Raw genomic sequence first — 16,705 nt, 5'->3', positions numbered from 1 at the left:
TAATGGTTGCATGCGGATCATGCGTCGGGTATTAGCGATCTTGGTGGTGGTCGCGACGCTCTTCCTGGTGGGGCCACCGGCGCAGGCGCGAGCCGACAAGTGCGCCGGCGATTGCCGGGCGCGGCTAGTTCAGGTCGGCCTGAAGGGGCGCGTCGTGCAACTCGTCGCCGACGGGGACAGCACCTGTGCGCTGACCGACGCCGGCGACGTCTACTGCTGGGGTGCCGGCTACCCGGAGTCGCACGGTCCGGGACGCAGCCCGATGGTGCTCGTCGCGATCGGCGCGCTGCTGGTCGCCGGGGGCGCGACGCTGATGATGGTCAGCCGTTCGTCACCGCGAGTGCCGCGTCGCGAAACTGCTCCGCCCCCTGCTTGATCCGCTCGGTGGCGGCCGGCTGGTTCCAGTCGTCCCAGGTCACCGGGCCGAGCACCTGGTCGGTGCCGGACGCCGACAGGGTCACGCTCACCCCCGGACTGCGCTGGGTGGTCAGCTTGCCGGCCTTCGGCACGCCGACCGCGTGCGTCGAGGGGTCCGCGAAGCCGATCATCGCCCACGGCACCCGCACCGACAGATTGTCACCGTCGAGGTGCCACAGCGCCCGGCTGTCCACGTCCGGGTCGTCGGTGTTCCACACCCCGTGCCGCAGGAGTCCCGCGTTCTGCATCTCGATCGGCAGCTTCGCGCCCGTGCTCGGCACCGTCCGGGCCCGGTTGGTCAGCAGCTCATAGGCACGCCAGCCGTCCGGCGCCGGTCCGCGCGCCGCGTCCGGGATATCGCCGTCCAGCTGCAGTGGATCGAGTTGCTGCCGCACGTACGCCTGCCCGGTGTGACTCACCAGGTTGAGCGCGAAGATCGCGTCCGGCCGCCGGTCGGCGCTGCCGGCCATCGGCGTGCCGGTGAGGCCGGGCAGCGGGTCGAGGCCGATCATCATCGACCCCGGCGGCGAATCGCCCAGCTTGACCTCGAGGTGCAGGTACGACTCGTCGGTCTGCGCGGTGACCTTCTCGGCCGGCCAGCCGCCCTCGGCGTCGATCAGGGAAATCGGGTCCGTCTTGCGGGCCGCGTCCATCGCCAGCAGCCCGAAGCCCTGCTCGTTGGTGAGGGGGTCGCGCCAGAGCTGGCGCCGGTTCGGCACCTGGTGGGCGACGGTGTTCCAGGTGTAGCGGAACCACTCGTCGACCCACTCGAACAGGAATCCACCGGCCAGCCCGCGAGTCTGCATGCCGCGCAGCAGCTCAGCGGTCATCTTGGTGGCCTCGACCTCGCTGTGGTCACCCTGATTGCGCCCGAGCGGCCCGAGGTGCGCCGATCCGATCGACGACGGCACCCCGAACTCGGTGATCATGGTGGGCATGCTGCCGTGATGCTTCCGCAGCGATTCGAGATAAGCGAGGTAGGGGTCGGCCTGCGCTTGCAGCGCCGGTTCCAGCCGCAAAAAATCCGGATAGTACGGGTACGCGTGATAGCTCGCGAACGTTCCGGCCGGCCAATTCGCGGTGGGCAGCACGTGATTGGCGTCCAGCTGAAGCAGGTCCTCCTGGCGCAGCGGCTCCTCCGGGTGGCGCAGCGGATCGGTGGTCGCCCAGTTCACGAACGCGATCGGCTGACTCAGCCCCTTCTTCGCCTCGTACCCGGCCAGGTCGTTCATCCGGTTCGCCAGCCAGCGCTCGGTCGGCGTCGCATCCGACGTGCTGCGGAAGTACTTGCCGGTGATCGCTTTCGCGTCGGCGTTCTTGCGGTCGCTGGCGGCCGCGGCGGCCGGGTCGAGCTCCGACCCGATGAGCCAGCCGGCCAGCCAGGGGGTGACGTCGGCGGTCCACTCGCCGCCGATCCGGCCGGGCAGGGTGGTGCGGTTCAACTGCCCGGACACCGCCTGCGTGGCGTCCTTCAACTCCTGCCGGAAGGCGTCGGTGACCTGCTGGTCGTAGAGGTTCCCCTTCTTGACGTACGCATCACCGACGAGTGACACGCCCTGCATCACGTAGAGCGGCCGATCCGGGTTGGCCTGGTTGTAGGCCGCCAGCTGCTGGTAGAAGGCCGGCGGGTGGATGTCGTAGATCCGCACCACTCGGATGCCGAGCCAGGTCATCGCCGCGAACCAGGCGCGGTACTGCGCGGCCGAGATCGACACGTCGGCCGGCACGTGCCCCGGGGTGGTGTTGCCGAGATCCACTCCCGGCAGGAAGGTGCGGTCGCCGGCCGTGGTGTGCAGCACGAACCGCTGCCCATCGGCGTTCGACACCATGCTCAGGCCGTTCGCGTCGACCGGTGCGGGCCGCCACGGCGTGCCGGACGGCGGGGACGGTATGTCCCGCATCCCGGCGATCAGCAGCGCCGGCGAGCGTAAGGCCGGCGACGAGGTGGCACCCGACAGCATCAGGCACAGCGCGAAAGCGAACACCGCGAAGGCGGTCGCCCGGGCTCGCCCGAATCGTGGACGGGCCGGCATGGACACGACATGACTCGAAAGGTCCCCCACGCAGGCATTCTCCGTCGAGGAAGTTGCCGTATGAGGGGAATTGTCGGGAAGCTTGAGGGACTGGAACACTCGCCGTTGGCCCGGAGTTGTGCCAGCGTTGACCAATCGGCGGCGCGAGGGCGTGGGGGAGCGTGCACGTGGATCTTCTCGAGGAGTACCGCAGAGCCACCTTTTTCTTCGAGTCCGGCGACCCGCTCGGCGCCGCCCGGCTGCTCGAGCCGATCGTCGAGGCGGAACCGCACAACACCGCGGTCCGTCAGCTGCTGGCCCGGGCCTACTTCAACTCGGCCCAGCTCAACGGGGCGGAAGCCCAGCTCCGGGCGCTGATCGAGCATGATCCGTCGGATCACTACGCGCACCACGTGCTCGGCCGGACCCTGGAGCGGGCCGGCCGTTTCCGTGAGGCGCTGCCGCACCTGCGGCTGGCCGCCGCGATGAAGCAGCAGGCCGACTACGTCGAGGCCGTCCGCCGAGTCGAAGAGTGGCTCGGCAAATCCGAGCACGCATAGGATTCTGAATCGTGAAGCTCAAGCTCGACCTGCACGACATCTTCAACCGGGGCCAGGAGATCGACCGTGCCCTGCGCGGGATCATCGACGAGGCCATCGAGAAGAAAGCCGCGATGGTCGAGATCATCCCGGGCAAGGGCAGCGGCGCCCTGAAGAAAAAGGTGCTGCGCTTCCTCGATCAGCGGGACATCAAGCAGCTCTACCACCGGGTGGAGAAGGACGGCGACAACTGGGGCCGTCTCTTCGTGCACTTCCGTCACGATGCTCCCACCGGTCGCCGGGGTCGCGGGCGTTAGCGCACCACCTCGTACCAGAAGGCGTCCTCGGCCAGCCGGTCGAGCTTGATCTTGGTGCCGCCCGGATGGGTGAACAGCCGGGTGCCGTCGCCGAGCAGCACCGGCGCCACGAAGACCAGGATCTCGTCGAGCAGGCCCGCTTCCAGGGCCTGCCGGGCCACATCGGCGCCGAGGATGTTGACGTACTTGTTGCCGGCCGCCTGCTTGGCGGCGGCGACGGCCTCGGTCAGGTCGGTGAGGAAGACGGTGTCCGGCTCGGCGACCGGCGGCGGCTCGTGGGTGAGCACGAACTGCGGACCGTGCCAGGCACCTCCGAACGCACCTTCCTGGTCGGTGCCCTTGTTCGGGTCGTCGCCACCCCAGGTGCGGCGGCCGACCAGGATCGAGCCGATCCGCTCGACGATGCCGTCGGCGGTCGGGTTGGGCTCGCCGATGAACTCGGTCAGCCAGGACATGTCGCCGCCCGGCCCGGCGATGAACCCGTCCAGGGACATCGTCGCGGAGTAGAGCACCTTCGCCATGAGACCTCTTCTCAACGGGTGTAGGTGGCCGCGACCGCCAGCAGCTCGCTGGTGTGCGAACCGACGATGCCTACCCCGGAGGGCCGGGCCTTGAACCCGGGCAGGGCGGTCAGCCCGTCGCTGCCGTCCATCGCCCGGAACCGCACCGGGCCGGTGGTCCGTACGGTCAGGGTGACCTCGACCCCCTCGGCCGGCGGCGCGTGGAACACGAAGCCGAAGCCCCACGGTCCGTCCTCGGGTTTCTCGACGGCCAGCTCGCGCCCGCCGACGGTGGCCGCGGTGACCTCGACGCCGGTCGCGACGTGCAGCGTGGTGAGCCGGACCGGCCGCTGCGGCTGCAACCGGAGTTTCATGACCCGGCTGTCACCCGACCGGGTGTCCGACACCAGGGTCAGTTTCGGGGCCGGCAGGGTGGCCGCTTCCGCCTGGCCGGTGCGCATCTCCTCGGGCCCGAACGCCGGCAGCGCCTCGTTGACCGTGTGCGGGTCGCCGGAGACGTACTGCGAGGTCCACTTCTGCACGCGCGGCTCGTCGCTCAGCCACTGGGCGGTGCCGTTGTCGGCATCGAGCGCGTACATCAGCTGGGTGAGCGCCGGGTGCTTGGCGTCGAAGCGGTCGACACTCAGGCCGACGACCGTGGCGACCACGACGGCGAGCAGCGTGGCGAGGGTCGGCAGGGCCGCTCGGCGGCGGGCCCGCAACGCGTCCAGACCGTGTTGCCGTTCGGCCTGCGGGTGGATCAGGTCGAGCACCGGGAGCAGGGCCAGGCCGAGCAGCACCGTGAGGAAGGCGCCGGTGGCGCCGAGCTTCAGGCCGAGGGCCGGGAACAGCATGATCACCGTGGGCAGCAGGATGATCACGGCGACCGTGCCGCCGGCCGTCACCGCGAGCACCGACCACCAGCCGCGGGTCAGGACCGCCACGATGCCGGCGATCGCGCCGGCCAGCGCGGGCAGCGCCGCCAGGTAGGAGCCGCCGGGCGTGACCGCGGCCAGCACCAGGCCGAGCACGGCCAGCCAGCCGAGACCGGCGACGGCCAGGGTGGCCGGGCCGGCCTTGCGGCGCAGCCAGCCGAACCAGGCCAGCACGACCAGGGCGGCGATCGCGCCGATGGCCAGCCGGTACCACCCGGGGCGGTACGGGTCGATGGGCATCTCCGCGTACGCCGGGCGGATCACCTTGAGCAGCGCCCAGTAGAGCTGGGCCAGCACCGGGGCCACGATGATCGGCACGAGAGTGAGCGCCGACGCGGCGAACAGCCGCTTGCCGTCGATCAGGGCGCGCCGCCGGGCCAGCCAGCCCAGGGCGATCACCGCGAGCAGGGCGAGCGCGGCCAGCGGCCAGACGAACCCGCCGGGATAGCGGACGAGCAGGCCGGGCGCCGGGAAGTAGGTGGCGTCGTCGTCGCTGGTCAGGGTGGACAGGTCGCGACCGCCGAGCGCACGGGTGACCGCCAGGGCATTGTCGCCGTGGTGCTGAAGGCTGTCGGTGTCCATTGCGGACGGTACGTCGGTCGGCGCGTGATAGACGGCGGCGCCGTCGATGTAGGCGGAGTTCAGCCCGGTGAAGCCGGCCTCGCGGAACGCGGTGAAGTCGGTGTCGTTCGGCAGCAGGCGGTAGATCTCGACGGCGAACGACGTGCCGACCGGCTTGGGCGCCTGACCGTAGATGTCGACCAGGCGGCGGTTGTTCTTCGCGGTCTCGAACATGATCGCCGGGCCGCTGCTGCCACGGGCCTCCAGGTTGAGGACGATGCCGCCGTCCTTGGCCAGCGGGTGCTGGTCGACGAACGCCTTGGCGCCGCAGAGGCAGGCCTCCTCGGCGTCGGTGAGCACCAGCACCACGTCGTTGCGCAGGCGCGGGCCGCTGGTCAGGGCGCGGGCCGTCTCGAGGATCGCGGCGGTGCCGGCCGCGTCGTCGTTGCCGCCCGGCCCGACCTGTACCGAGTCGTAGTGCGCGACCAGGAAGACCCGGCCGGTGGAGGCGGTGCCGGGAATCGTCGCGACGACGTTGCGGACGTGCGCGAAGCCGGCGCCCCCGGCACTGGACGAGAGCTTCGCCCCCTGGACCGACACGGTGTCCTGCACCTCGGGGGTCAGCCCGAGCCCGCGAAGGGTGCTGAGCAGATGCTCACGCACCCGGTCCTGGGCTGGGCTGCCGGCCGGATGCGGCTCGGTGGCGATCGCCTCGACCTGCTGAAACGCGCGGGCCGCGCTGAAGTCGGCGGCGGGCGCGGAGGTGTCGCGGGCGGCCGGGGGCCGCACCGACCAGATCGCCGCGGCGCCGATCGCCACCAGGGCGGCGACGGCGGCCAGGGCGGCCGGCACCCGGTGGGTGGTGCCGGCGAGGGCGGGGGCGCTCATGGGAGACATCTAAGCCGAGGGGTACGACAGTGGGTAGTCCGAAGATCGTTTGGGGCGTGGCCTAGCGTTGTCGGGGTGAGCGCACCGATCGACCCGGCCGAAGTCCTTGCCGAATTCATCGACACGGTTGCCCCCTATGACCCGAATCCAGGGGCCGACCCGGTCGCCATCGTCGGTGTGCGCACCGCGCTCGGCGAGGGCGTCTTCCCGATGAGTGACCACGTCATCCGGGCGATGTGCAAGGCGCTGGCCTCGTACCGTGACCCGGAAGACCGCGGCCTCTGCAACGGCTGCGGCGGCCGGCGCCTGGACGAGAACCTGCATTGCCAGGATTGCGGGCGTTTGCACGGCATCCTCGGTCAGGTGATCGCCGACCATGCCCGGCGGGTCGCCGCGGAGGATCACACTTGAGATCCGCGGAGTTGTGCGCCCGACAGGAGTGGTACACCATCGTCGGGTCTGGTCCGGTGTCATCGAGTGGGGAATTGGCATGACTGAACGGTCGGTCGCCCCACGCGTCCGTTCCGGCTCCATAGCGCAGCCGGAACGTCTTCGCGTCCTGCTGGTCGAGGACGACGAGGGCGACGCCTTCCTGGTCCGTGAGCTGCTGAGCGAAGCCGACGCACCGTTCGACCTCGCGGTGGCGACCACCCTGCGCGAAGCCACCTCGATGATGCGTGGCATCCAGTGCATCCTGCTCGACCTGGGACTGCCCGACGCCGAGGGCATCGACGGCCTGCGCCGGCTGCTGTCGGTGGCCGGCAGTGCCGCGGTGTGTGTGCTGACCGGCCGATCCGACGAGCACCTCGGGGTGGCTGCGGTCGCCGAGGGCGCCCAGGACTACCTGGTCAAGGGCCAGGTCGACGGGGTTCTGCTGACCCGGGCCCTGCGCTACGCGGTCGAACGCAAGCGCGCCGACGAGAACGCCCAGCGCCTGCGCGAGGTGGAGTTGCGCCAGGCCGAGTCGGCCCGGCTCGAGCGCGGCCTGCTGCCGCAGCCGCTGATGTCGACCGAGGCTGTGCAGGTTCACACCTTCTACCGCTCCGGCCGGGCGATGGGCCTGCTCGGCGGCGACTTCTTCGACGTCGTCCAGGTGGGCGACGACAAGCTGCACGTGATCGTCGGCGACGTGTGCGGGCACGGCGTGGACGAGGCAGCGCTCGGCGTCGAACTCCGGGTCGCCTGGCGGGCCCTGATCATCGGCGGCGTGCCCGAGGAGCAGGTGCTCAGCTCGCTCGAACAGGTACTGATGAGCGAGCGGCGGGCCCGCGAGGTGTTCGCCACCGTCGCGTCGGTGGTGCTCGACATCCCGGCCAACCAGATCACCGTGCGGCTCGCCGGGCATCCGCCGCCGGTGCTGCTGGCCGGCGGCCGGGCCAAGCCGGTCGCGGCCAAGCCCGGCATCGTGCTCGGCGTGCGCCCCCGGCCGGCGCCGCCCACCGTGCTGCAGCTGCCGGCCGACGACTGGTCCCTGCTGATGTATACCGATGGCCTGATCGAAGGACACGTCGGTAAGGGCGCCGATCGGCTCGACGTGGACGGTCTGTGCAACCTCCTCGACGAACCGGCCGCGCGGGGCGTGCCGCTGCCGGCCCTACCGGCCTGGCTGGTCGGGCAGGCCGAGCAGGGCAACGGCGGCCCGCTCGCCGACGACGTGGCCATGCTGCTGATCTCGCGCGGAGGCGGCCGATGAAGCTCTTCGACCTGCGGACGTGGACGCTGCGCCGGCGCATCACGGCTCTGTGCGTCACCGTCGGCATCCTGCTCAGCGCCCTCGGCGTGTTCGCCGCGATCACCGCGACCCAGCACAACCGGCAGCTCGACGACGTACTCAATCGGGCCAGTCCGATGCGGGCCACCGGCGAGTCCTTGAACACGGCGTTCGTCGATCAGGAGACCGGTATCCGCGGATTCGCGATCACCGGCAAGGAAGACAACCTCAAGCCGTATAAGGCCGGCCAGGCTGAGGAACAGCGCCTCCTGGGTCGCCTCGACGAGCTGATCAATCCGGAGGACACCGCGATCCAGGCGGCCCTCGAGGTGGTCAAGCAACGCGCTCGGGTCTGGCATGAGCAGGTCGCCGATCCGGTGATCGCGGCGATCCGCGCCGGCGGTCCCGAAGCCGGCCGAGCCATGATCGCGGCCGGTTCGACCACCGCCTTCGATTCGCTGCGGGACGCGATCGACGCGATGCAGAACAACATCCAGACACTGCGGGCCGCCGCCGCGGCCGCGGCCAAGGACAGCAGTCAGACCATGGTGTCGATCCAGATCGCCGCCGCCGCGATCATCATTCTCGCCGGGGCCGGCCTGCTCCTGCTGCTTGACCGGCTGGTCAGCCGGCCGGTGGTGGAGTTGGCCGAGCAGGTCCGCGAGGTCGCCGACGGGGATTACGAGCGGCACATCGAGAGCAGTGGCTCGCCGGAACTGGCCAGCCTCGCCGCCGACGTGGACGGCATGCGGCAGAAGATCGCCACCGAACTGGCCGAGGTGCGCGAGGCGCGCAGCCAGATCGAGTGGGTCAACGACCAGCTCAAGGTGCAGGCCGAGGAGCTGACCCGGTCCAACCGGGACCTCGAGCAGTTCGCCTACGTCGCGTCGCACGACCTGCAGGAACCGCTGCGCAAGGTGGCCAGCTTCTGCCAGCTGCTGCAGCGCCGGTACGCGGGGCAGATGGACGAGCGCGCCGATCAGTACATCGCGTTCGCGGTCGACGGCGCCCAGCGGATGCAGCGCCTGATCAACGACTTGCTGGCGTTCTCCCGAATCGGGCGGATCACCGCCGGGTTCACCGAGGTCGACCTCAACCGGGTGCTGACCGAGGTGAAGTCCCAGCTGGAGGTCCGAGCGGGGGAGGACGCCGAGATCAGCTGGTCCGGGCTGCCCACCGTGGAGGGCGAGGAACCGCTGCTCACCACGCTGTTCGTCAACCTGATCGGCAACTCCCTGAAGTTCCGCCGGGAGGGCGTGCCGCCGGTCGTGCGGGTTACCGCCGACCGGGACGGCGACGAATGGGTGATCCGGGTCCGGGACAACGGCATCGGTATCGAGGCCGAGTTCGCCGACAAGGTCTTCGTGATCTTCCAGCGGCTGCACGCCCGGGACGCCTACGAAGGAACCGGAATCGGGCTGGCCATCGTGAAGAAGATCGTCGAATATCATGGCGGACGGATCTGGCTGGACCTCGACGTCGAGGAAGGCACGTCGCTCAACTTCACCATCCCGGTGCTCCCCGGTGCCCCGGACGTTGAAGAGAACGCGACGGATGAGAGACAGAAAGAGGTCGCCGCGTGACATCACCTACGCGTGCCGAGGGCGTACCGATCGAGGTTCTCCTGGTTGAGGATGACCCGGGCGACGTGGTCATGACACAGGAGGCGTTCGAGGAGCACAAGGTCCGCAACCGGCTGACCGTGGTGTCCGACGGGGCCGAGGCGCTCGCCTACCTGCGTCGCGAGGGCGAGTTCGCGGACGCCGTACGCCCGGATCTGATTCTTCTTGATCTGAACCTGCCCCGGCGGGACGGCCGTGAGGTGCTCGAGGAGATCAAGAAGGACGAGGAACTGGGCCGGATCCCGGTCGTCGTGCTGACCACCTCGGCCGCCGACGAGGACATCCTGCGCAGCTACCAACTGCACGCCAACGCGTACGTCACCAAGCCGGTCGACTTCGAGCGGTTCATCGAGGTCATCCGCCAGATCGACGAGTTCTTCGTCAGCGTCGTGAAGTTGCCGCCGCGTGCTTGATCAGGTCGCCGATCTCATGCGGGAGGTCGCGGCCACCATCGTGCTGCCGCGCTTCCGTCACCTGGCCGAGGCCGACATTCAGCAGAAGTCGCCCGGTGACCTGGTCACGATCGCCGACCAGGAGGCGGAGAAAGCGCTGACCAGCGGCCTGCTCGCGCTGCTGCCGGGGTCGACGGTGGTGGGCGAGGAAGCGGTGGCCGCCGATCCGAAGGTGCTGGCCCACGTCGGCGACTCCGGTGCGGTGTGGATCGTCGACCCGGTCGACGGCACCAACAACTTCGCCGCCGGTAAGGAACCGTTCGCCATCATGACGGCACTGCTCCGGGACGGTGAGCCGGTGGCGTCCTGGATTCTCGACGTGCCCGGCGACCATCTGACGATGGCCGAGGCGGGCTCGGGGGCGTACCAGGACGGCGTACGAGTCAAGACCCGCACCGACGATCCGGCCTCCGCCGCACTGCGCGGCGTGGTCGGCCGCCGTTATCTGCCGCCGCACCTGAGGGAGATCGCCGACGGGAACGCGCCGAAGCTCGGCGTGGTCACCGAGGGTCGGCACTGCGCGGGGTACGAATATCCGGCCGTGGCCACCGACCTGCAGCAGTTCGCCCTGTTCTGGCGCATCCTGCCGTGGGATCACGCCCCCGGCTCACTGATCGTCCGGGAGGCCGGCGGCACGGTCCGTCACCTCGACGGCTCGCCGTACCATCCGACCGACACCGAACGGGGCATGCTGGTGGCCGCGAACGATGACATCTGGCGCACGGTTCGCGACACGCTGTTCCCGGACGTCTCGGTCCTGTGAACGCGTACCTGCAAGAGGTTTTCGGTCTTGGTGATCGCCTGGCGGTGGTGACCGGCGGAAGCTCGGGCATCGGCCGGGCGATGGCCCTGGCCCTCGGCCGGGCCGGCGCGAAAGTGCTGCTGGTGGCCCGGCGCGAAGCGCCGATGGCCGAGGTGATCGCCGAGCTGCGCGGGCACGGCGCGGTCGGACACGCGATCTCGGCGGACCTCGCCGACCGCGAGGCCGTCGCGCGCCTTATCGACAAGATCCTGGCCGGGTACGGCGAACCCGACGTGCTCGTCAACGCCGCCGGAGTGAATCGTCGCCCGCCGATGGACGAGCTCACCATGGACGACTGGGACGTGACCCTCGCCGCCAACCTGACCGCGCCGTTCCAGCTCGGGCAGGCGTTCGGGCCGCGGATGGCCGACCGGGGCTGGGGCCGGATCATCAATGTGGTGTCCCAGCAGGCATTCCGCGCATACGGGAACTCCGGCGCCTACGGTGCCGCCAAGGCCGGGCTGGTCGGGCTGACCCGATCGCAGGCCGAGGCGTGGTCGCGGCATGGCGTCTGCTGCAACGCGATCGCGCCCGGCGTCGTGCACACGCCGCTCACCGAGGCGGTCTTCGCGGACGAGGCCAAGGTGGCCGCGCACGCGGCGCGCACGATGATCGGCAGAAACGGCGTACCCGGTGATTTCGGGGCGTGTGCGATCTTTCTAGCCAGCGAAGCTGCCGTTGCGGTGACCGGCCAAACACTCTTCGTCGACGGTGGTTACTCGGCGACTTGAACGATCTGCAGCTCCCTTGCGTAGCACGGTAAAGTTCCCCGCGCTGACTTCTGGGAGGTAATCGTGGCGGCGGTTGTCCTTCGGCGAATCAGCGCTGTCCTAGCGCTGCTCGTCGCGTTCGTATTCCTCGTGGGCACGCCGGCTCTGGCCGCGCCCGACGAGGGCGACGACAAGACGTTGCGCAACGCGTTGGAGTCCGCGGCCAAGGGTCAGGCCGACGCGATTCAGAAACTCGCCGCGTCGAAGAAGCGGCAGACCCAGCTGCAGGCCACGGTCGTGACCGCGACGGCTTCGGCCAAGGCCCTCGAGGCCCAGGTCGGCACGATCGCCAACCGGTCCTACCGGATGGGTCGCACCAGCACCATGTCGATGCTGCTGAACTCGTCCTCGCCCGACTCCTTCCTGGAGCGCATCCAGAACCTCGACATGCTCGCCCAGCTCGACGGCCAGATCCTCGGCCGGTACCGGGACGATCTCGCGACGGCGCAGGCCGCCAAGGCCGCCGTCGACAAGGAGATCAAGGAGCAGCAGAAGCAGGTCACCGCGCTGACCAAGAAGAAGAAAGAGGCCGAGCTGGCCCTCGGCAGCGTCGGCGGCGGAGGCGCGGCCGGTGGCTTCGTCAACGTGAACTCGCCGCTCGCCAAGCCGGCGCCGCGCAACTCCGACGGGTCCTGGCCCAAGGAGTCGTGCACGATCGACGACCCGACCACGACCGGATGTGTCACGCCGCGCACCCTGCACGCCTATCAGGAAGCGGTCGCGGCCGACTTCACGCACTACACGAACTGCTATTCCAAGCGGTCCTCCGGTGAACACCCCAAGGGCCGGGCCTGCGACTTCTCGGCCAACAAGTCCGGCTTCCAGAACGTGGCGGCATCCGGCAGCGACAAGACGTACGGAAACAACCTGGCCGCGTTCTTCGTGAAGAACGCGGATAGGCTCGGGATCATGTACGTGATTTGGTACCGGCAGATCTGGATGCCGGGCACTGGCTGGAAGGCATACAGCGCCAGCGGAGGCCCGGCCGCGGTGCACACCAACCACGTCCATCTGTCGATGTTGTGACGCCCCGAGCGTTACCGTCCGGGCTCGCCACCGCACTCGTCTTCGCCGCCAGCGGCGCGGTTCTGGTCCTGGAGATCGTCGCGCTGCGACTGGTCGGGCCCTACGTCGGCGTCACCCTGCAGGTGAGCAGCTCGGTCATCGGGATCTCGCTGGCCGCCATCGCCTACGGCACCTGGCTGGGCGGCCGCCTGGCCGACCGGTTCGACCCGCGTGCCCTGCTGGCCCCGGCCCTGCTGCTGGCCGCCATCGGTACGGCCGTCACGCTGCCGCTGGTCCGCTACGGCGGTGAGATCCTCCGGGGCGGGGCCGCCCCGGCCGTGCTGCTGCTCGCCGCCCTGGCCGTCTTCCTGCCCGCGTTCCTGCTTTCCACGGTCACCCCGATGGTGGTGAAGCTGCAGCTCAGCGACCTGGAACGGACCGGTTCGGTGGTCGGGCGGCTGTCCAGCGTCGGAACCCTCGGTGCGATCACGGCGACCCTGGCCACCGGGTTCATCTTCGTGGCGGCACTGCCCACCAACTGGATCATCCTGAGCCTGGCCGCGCTGCTGGCCCTGGCCGGCCTCGCCCTGGCCTGGTGGCTGCGGCGGGACCTGCCCGGACAGCCCCGCACCCGGGCCGTGCTGGTCAGCGTCGGACTCGTCGGGGCCGGCCTCGGCGCGGTCGGGCCCACCCCGTGCGACGTTGAGACGGCGTACCACTGCGCGCGGGTCGATCGGGACCCGGCGGTGCCGGGCGGGCGGACGCTGATCCTCAATTCGGCCCGGCACTCGTACGTCGACCTGGCCGACCCGAAACACCTCGAGTTCGCGTACGTCCAGTGGATCGCGGCCGTGGCCGACGTGCTCGCTCCCCGCGACGCCCTGCACCTCGGCGGCGGCGGGTTCACCCTGCCCGGATACCTCCGGCAGACCCAGCCCGGCATCCAGCAGCAGGTGGTCGAGCTCGACGGCGGTCTGGTCGACCTCGACAAGCGCGAACTGGGCCTGGTCACCGGTCCGGACCTGCGCGTACGCGTCGGTGACGCCCGGGTCGGACTGGCCGCCCAGCCCACCTCCGCCTTTGACCTGGTGGTCGGGGACGCGTTCGGCTATCTGGTGGTGCCGTGGCACCTCTCGACCCGCGAGATGATCTCGGATATCTCCCGGGTCCTCCGGCCTGGGGGCATCTATACCCAGAACGTGATCGACTACCCGCCCGATCGCTTCCTCAAGGCCGAACTGGCCACCGTCGCGGCGGTCTTCCCGCACGTGGCCCTGATCGCGCCGCCCGACGCCCTGGCCGGCGAACGTGGCTCCAACTTCGTGATCGTGGCGTCCCGGAGCCCGCTGCCGCTGGACGCGATCCGGGCGGGGCTGGTGGGACTGCCGGAGCCGGTGACACTGCAGGACGGCCCCGGGTTCGCCGGTGATGCCCGGGTGCTGACCGACAACTACGCCCCGGTTGATCAGCTCTTGACCTTCTGATCCCGTTCAGGCACGCGGTTTGCTTCGTGGGTTTTCCCGTGCGGCGTCGGGCGGCCCGGACCTCGGGTCACAATCGGCACATGGGGCGGACGGAGCGAAACGGTCAGGATGCCCCGCGTCGCATCGCCGGGCGCTACCGGCTCCTCGAGAAGCTCGGCACCGGCGGCATGTCCGAGGTCTGGCGCGGCTACGACGAGACACTCGGCCGTCCGGTCGCCGTCAAGGTGCTGTCGCCGCGGCTCGCCGACGACCAGAGCTTCCGCGACCGGCTGAAGCAGGAGGCACTGGCCGCAGCCCGGCTCGTGCACCCGCACATCACCGGCATCTTCGATTTCGGCGAGTCACCGCTCTCGGCGAAGGTCACCGTCCCGTACGTGGTGATGGAACTCAACGACGGCGAGTCGGTCGCGGCCCGGCTGGCCCGGGCCGGCCCGCTGCCCTGGCGGGAAGCGGTCACGGTCGTCGTCGAGGTGGCCTCCGCGCTGGCCACGGCCCATTCCCGCGGGGTCGTGCACCGCGATGTGACCCCCGCCAACGTGATGCTGACCGGAGCCGGCGCCAAGGTGGTCGACTTCGGCATCTCCGCGATCGTCGGCGAGCGCGACGCGGCGCCCGACGGCAGCCTGCTCGGCACCCCCGCCTACCTGGCCCCCGAACGCCTGGGCGGCGCCCAGGTCGGGGCGGCCACCGACGTGTACGCGCTGGGCCTGCTGCTGTACCGCGCGCTGACCGGCCGGCTGCCGTGGCCCGCCGAGACCACCGCCGAGGCGTTGCGCGCTCACCTGTACGCCGACCCCGACCCGCTGCCCGACCTGCCGGAAATGCCGTCCGAGGTGGGCTCGCTCTATCTTCGCTGCCTGGCCAAGACCCCCGCGGACCGTCCCGGGGCAGCCGAGGCGGCCCGCATCCTCGCCGCCACCCTCGGCCTCCAGCCCATCCTCCCGCCCCTTCGCGCGTGCGCCGAGGATGCACCGCCGCCGGTCCGGGCCACCGCCCCTCGAGCGCTTGTCACCTCCGGTTCCGCTGCCGTCCCGGCCGGCGGACCTCGAGGGCTGCGGGCGTCGGTGAGCCTGTTGCGGCTCCGGGCCGGGCTCAAGGTCGGCGGCTGGTTGCGCCTGGGTGGAGCGCGGCCGCTCGGCGGTGGCCTCTTCGCCGGTGGCGGCGTGGCCCGGCACGTCCTGGCCGGCCGGCAGCGCGTGCAGGCCCTGCTGATCACGGCGACGCTGCTGGGCGTGGCCGGCGTCGGCTGGGCAGCGAGTCGCGAGTCCCCGACCGCGGAGCAGGCCCAGGCGGCGGGCGCGGGCGCGGCCGTGGCCGGCCCGCCGAGCACCACCTGCGTGGTCCGCTACCAGCTGAAACGCGACTCGGGCCGGGAGTACGAGGCGCTGCTCACGGTCTCCACCACCGACGAAGTGGGCAGTGGCCCGTGGCGGGTGGCCTTTGTCTACCCGGGTTCTCAGCGCCTGACCGGATATCCGAAAGCGGTCGCCCAGAAGGGCCGCAAGGTGTTCGCCAAGGGCCGCGGCAAACAGCGCACCTTCTGGTTGCGCGGCGACTACCGCGGTTACAACCCGCTGCCGCTCGCCTTCACCCTGGACGGGCGGCGCTGCCGGGCCGAGGTGATGGGCGGCACCACCCGAGAGGTCAGCGAGGCCACCAGCACCGAGAAGGCCCAGCGGGCGGTCGGCGGCACCAAGCGGAACCGGCCACCCCGCAAGAGCGGAGCGCCTCGCAAGCGGGTCGAACACGCGTCGCCCGCCCCATCCTTGTTGCCGCCGGTGGCCCGCAAGGGGACGGGCTTCTCCCTGGCGCTGTGAGGTTCCGGACTAGGGTCGGATCATGTCGAGACTTGCGGTGGTGACCGGAGGCGGAACCGGAATCGGCCGGGCGACGGCCGGCATGCTGGCCGGGGAGGGCTACGACGTCATCATCGTCGGCCGCCGTCCCGAGGTGCTGGCCGACGCGGTGAAGTGGATCGGCCCGCAGGCCACCGCGGTCACCGCTGACGTGGCCGACCCGGCCCAGATCGCCCAGGTCGTGGCGGCGGTGGGCGACCGCCCGGTGGATGTCCTGGTCAACAATGCCGGCGCGTTCATCTCCGGCGACGACTCCACACTCGACGAGGTGGCCGCCCGCTGGCACGCCACCCTCGACTCCAACGTGCTCACCGCGGTGCTGATGACCACGGCCCTGCTTCCGTCGCTGCGACGCCCCGGCGGCCGGATCATCCTGACCAGCTCGATCGCCGCCCAGCGCGGCGGCGGGGGCCCATATTCGGCGGCCAAGGCGGCATTGCACGGCTACGTCCTGGACCTGGCCACGCAGCTGGGCGAGTCCGGCATCACGGCCAACGTCATCTCGCCCGGCTACATCACCGACAGCGAGTTCTTCGACGGCCGGATGACGCCCGAAGGCCACGACCGCCGAGTGAACGCCAGCCTGGTCAAGCGCTCCGGCGCTCCCGACGAGATCGCCGAGGCGGTCCGCTGGCTGGTCGGTCCGGGCGGGGGCTTCGTAACCGCCCAGATCATCAACGTGAACGGCGGCACGGTCCTGGGCCGCTGACCCCGCCCTCGCCTTGACCCAGCTACCGCGCGCCGCGGTTGCTTCGGGCCGCGGTTGCTTCGGGCCGCGGTTGCTTCGGGCCGCGGTTGCTTCGGGCCGCGGTTGCTTCGGGCCGCGGTTGCTTC

16 protein-coding genes are annotated in these 16,705 nt (G+C 70.5%); 13 read left to right on the top strand and 3 right to left on the bottom strand.

The window, feature by feature from the left end; all coding sequences use genetic code 11:
- The first annotated feature begins 10 nt into the window (after positions 1 to 10).
- Positions 11 to 376 carry an RCC1 domain-containing protein gene (locus tag Ate02nite_RS11435; protein ID WP_203803528.1) on the top strand — a complete coding sequence of 122 codons (366 nt, stop codon included), beginning with the start codon at positions 11 to 13 and terminating at the stop codon, positions 374 to 376.
- Here Ate02nite_RS11435 and Ate02nite_RS11430 read toward each other — a convergent pair.
- Positions 321 to 2,450: a hypothetical protein gene (locus Ate02nite_RS11430; protein ID WP_203803606.1), complete on the bottom strand. Its 2,130-nt coding sequence runs from the start codon at positions 2,448 to 2,450 to the stop codon at positions 321 to 323. The genes Ate02nite_RS11435 and Ate02nite_RS11430 overlap by 56 nt on opposite strands.
- 167 nt (positions 2,451 to 2,617) lie before the next feature.
- Between Ate02nite_RS11430 and Ate02nite_RS11425 the strand changes: the two genes are divergently transcribed.
- Positions 2,618 to 2,989, top strand: coding sequence for a tetratricopeptide repeat protein (locus Ate02nite_RS11425; protein WP_203803525.1), 372 nt, complete (start codon positions 2,618 to 2,620; stop codon positions 2,987 to 2,989).
- An 11-nt stretch (positions 2,990 to 3,000) separates the two neighbouring features.
- The gene (locus Ate02nite_RS11420; RefSeq protein WP_203803522.1) at positions 3,001 to 3,285 is read left to right on the top strand and encodes a Smr/MutS family protein; all 285 of its coding nucleotides are present in this window, start codon (positions 3,001 to 3,003) and stop codon (positions 3,283 to 3,285) included.
- Here the strand turns inward: Ate02nite_RS11420 and Ate02nite_RS11415 are convergent.
- Complete coding sequence (locus Ate02nite_RS11415) at positions 3,282 to 3,806, bottom strand: dihydrofolate reductase family protein (protein ID WP_203803519.1); 525 nt, start codon at positions 3,804 to 3,806, stop codon at positions 3,282 to 3,284. The genes Ate02nite_RS11420 and Ate02nite_RS11415 overlap by 4 nt on opposite strands.
- 11 nt (positions 3,807 to 3,817) lie before the next feature.
- Entirely contained in the window at positions 3,818 to 6,169 is a 2,352-nt protein-coding gene (locus tag Ate02nite_RS11410; protein WP_203803516.1) for a M28 family peptidase, read from the bottom strand.
- A gap of 75 nt (positions 6,170 to 6,244) precedes the next feature.
- On the opposite strand from Ate02nite_RS11410, the gene Ate02nite_RS11405 reads away from it, so the two are divergent.
- The 10 genes from Ate02nite_RS11405 (at position 6,245) to Ate02nite_RS11360 (ending at position 16,580) form a co-directional block, all read left to right on the top strand.
- The gene (locus Ate02nite_RS11405) at positions 6,245 to 6,580 is read left to right on the top strand and encodes a hypothetical protein (protein ID WP_203803507.1); all 336 of its coding nucleotides are present in this window, start codon (positions 6,245 to 6,247) and stop codon (positions 6,578 to 6,580) included.
- A 79-nt stretch (positions 6,581 to 6,659) separates the two neighbouring features.
- Positions 6,660 to 7,862, top strand: a complete 1,203-nt coding sequence (locus Ate02nite_RS11400; RefSeq protein WP_203803505.1) for a PP2C family protein-serine/threonine phosphatase — start codon at positions 6,660 to 6,662, stop codon at positions 7,860 to 7,862.
- Positions 7,859 to 9,463 (top strand): sensor histidine kinase, encoded by a 1,605-nt coding sequence (locus tag Ate02nite_RS11395; RefSeq protein WP_203803503.1) that lies wholly within the window; start codon positions 7,859 to 7,861, stop codon positions 9,461 to 9,463. The genes Ate02nite_RS11400 and Ate02nite_RS11395 overlap by 4 nt, the downstream gene beginning before the upstream one ends.
- On the top strand, positions 9,460 to 9,915 hold the full coding sequence (locus Ate02nite_RS11390; RefSeq protein ID WP_203803500.1) for a response regulator: 456 nt from the start codon (positions 9,460 to 9,462) through the stop codon (positions 9,913 to 9,915). The genes Ate02nite_RS11395 and Ate02nite_RS11390 overlap by 4 nt, the downstream gene beginning before the upstream one ends.
- Complete coding sequence (locus Ate02nite_RS11385) at positions 9,908 to 10,717, top strand: inositol monophosphatase family protein (RefSeq protein WP_203803491.1); 810 nt, start codon at positions 9,908 to 9,910, stop codon at positions 10,715 to 10,717. The genes Ate02nite_RS11390 and Ate02nite_RS11385 overlap by 8 nt, the downstream gene beginning before the upstream one ends.
- A 47-nt stretch (positions 10,718 to 10,764) precedes the next feature.
- On the top strand, positions 10,765 to 11,487 hold the full coding sequence (locus Ate02nite_RS11380) for an SDR family NAD(P)-dependent oxidoreductase (protein WP_239147306.1): 723 nt from the start codon (positions 10,765 to 10,767) through the stop codon (positions 11,485 to 11,487).
- Between the two features lie 63 nt (positions 11,488 to 11,550).
- Entirely contained in the window at positions 11,551 to 12,552 is a 1,002-nt protein-coding gene (locus tag Ate02nite_RS11375) for a coiled-coil domain-containing protein (protein WP_203803485.1), read from the top strand.
- Entirely contained in the window at positions 12,549 to 14,015 is a 1,467-nt protein-coding gene (locus Ate02nite_RS11370; protein WP_239147305.1) for a fused MFS/spermidine synthase, read from the top strand. The genes Ate02nite_RS11375 and Ate02nite_RS11370 overlap by 4 nt, the downstream gene beginning before the upstream one ends.
- An 80-nt stretch (positions 14,016 to 14,095) precedes the next feature.
- Positions 14,096 to 15,832, top strand: a complete 1,737-nt coding sequence (locus Ate02nite_RS11365) for a serine/threonine-protein kinase (RefSeq protein WP_203803483.1) — start codon at positions 14,096 to 14,098, stop codon at positions 15,830 to 15,832.
- A gap of 19 nt (positions 15,833 to 15,851) precedes the next feature.
- Positions 15,852 to 16,580 carry an SDR family NAD(P)-dependent oxidoreductase gene (locus tag Ate02nite_RS11360; RefSeq protein WP_239147310.1) on the top strand — a complete coding sequence of 243 codons (729 nt, stop codon included), beginning with the start codon at positions 15,852 to 15,854 and terminating at the stop codon, positions 16,578 to 16,580.
- The last annotated feature ends 125 nt before the right edge of the window (positions 16,581 to 16,705 follow it).

The sequence above is a fragment of the Paractinoplanes tereljensis genome (assembly GCF_016862435.1).
In the GTDB taxonomy this organism is placed as follows: domain Bacteria; phylum Actinomycetota; class Actinomycetes; order Mycobacteriales; family Micromonosporaceae; genus Actinoplanes; species Actinoplanes tereljensis.
The sequence above is the reverse complement of the archived record's forward strand: the minus strand, read 5'-3'. Positions and strand labels throughout refer to the sequence as shown.

Coding starts and splice junctions, on each gene's coding strand:
- Ate02nite_RS11435 (WP_203803528.1), top strand. CDS start 11: ATGCGGATCATGCGTCGGGTATTAGCGATCTTGGTGGTGGTCGCGACG.
- Ate02nite_RS11430 (WP_203803606.1), bottom strand. CDS start 2,450: ATGCCGGCCCGTCCACGATTCGGGCGAGCCCGGGCGACCGCCTTCGCG.
- Ate02nite_RS11415 (WP_203803519.1), bottom strand. CDS start 3,806: ATGGCGAAGGTGCTCTACTCCGCGACGATGTCCCTGGACGGGTTCATC.
- Ate02nite_RS11410 (WP_203803516.1), bottom strand. CDS start 6,169: ATGAGCGCCCCCGCCCTCGCCGGCACCACCCACCGGGTGCCGGCCGCC.
- Ate02nite_RS11400 (WP_203803505.1), top strand. CDS start 6,660: ATGACTGAACGGTCGGTCGCCCCACGCGTCCGTTCCGGCTCCATAGCG.
- Ate02nite_RS11395 (WP_203803503.1), top strand. CDS start 7,859: ATGAAGCTCTTCGACCTGCGGACGTGGACGCTGCGCCGGCGCATCACG.
- Ate02nite_RS11365 (WP_203803483.1), top strand. CDS start 14,096: ATGGGGCGGACGGAGCGAAACGGTCAGGATGCCCCGCGTCGCATCGCC.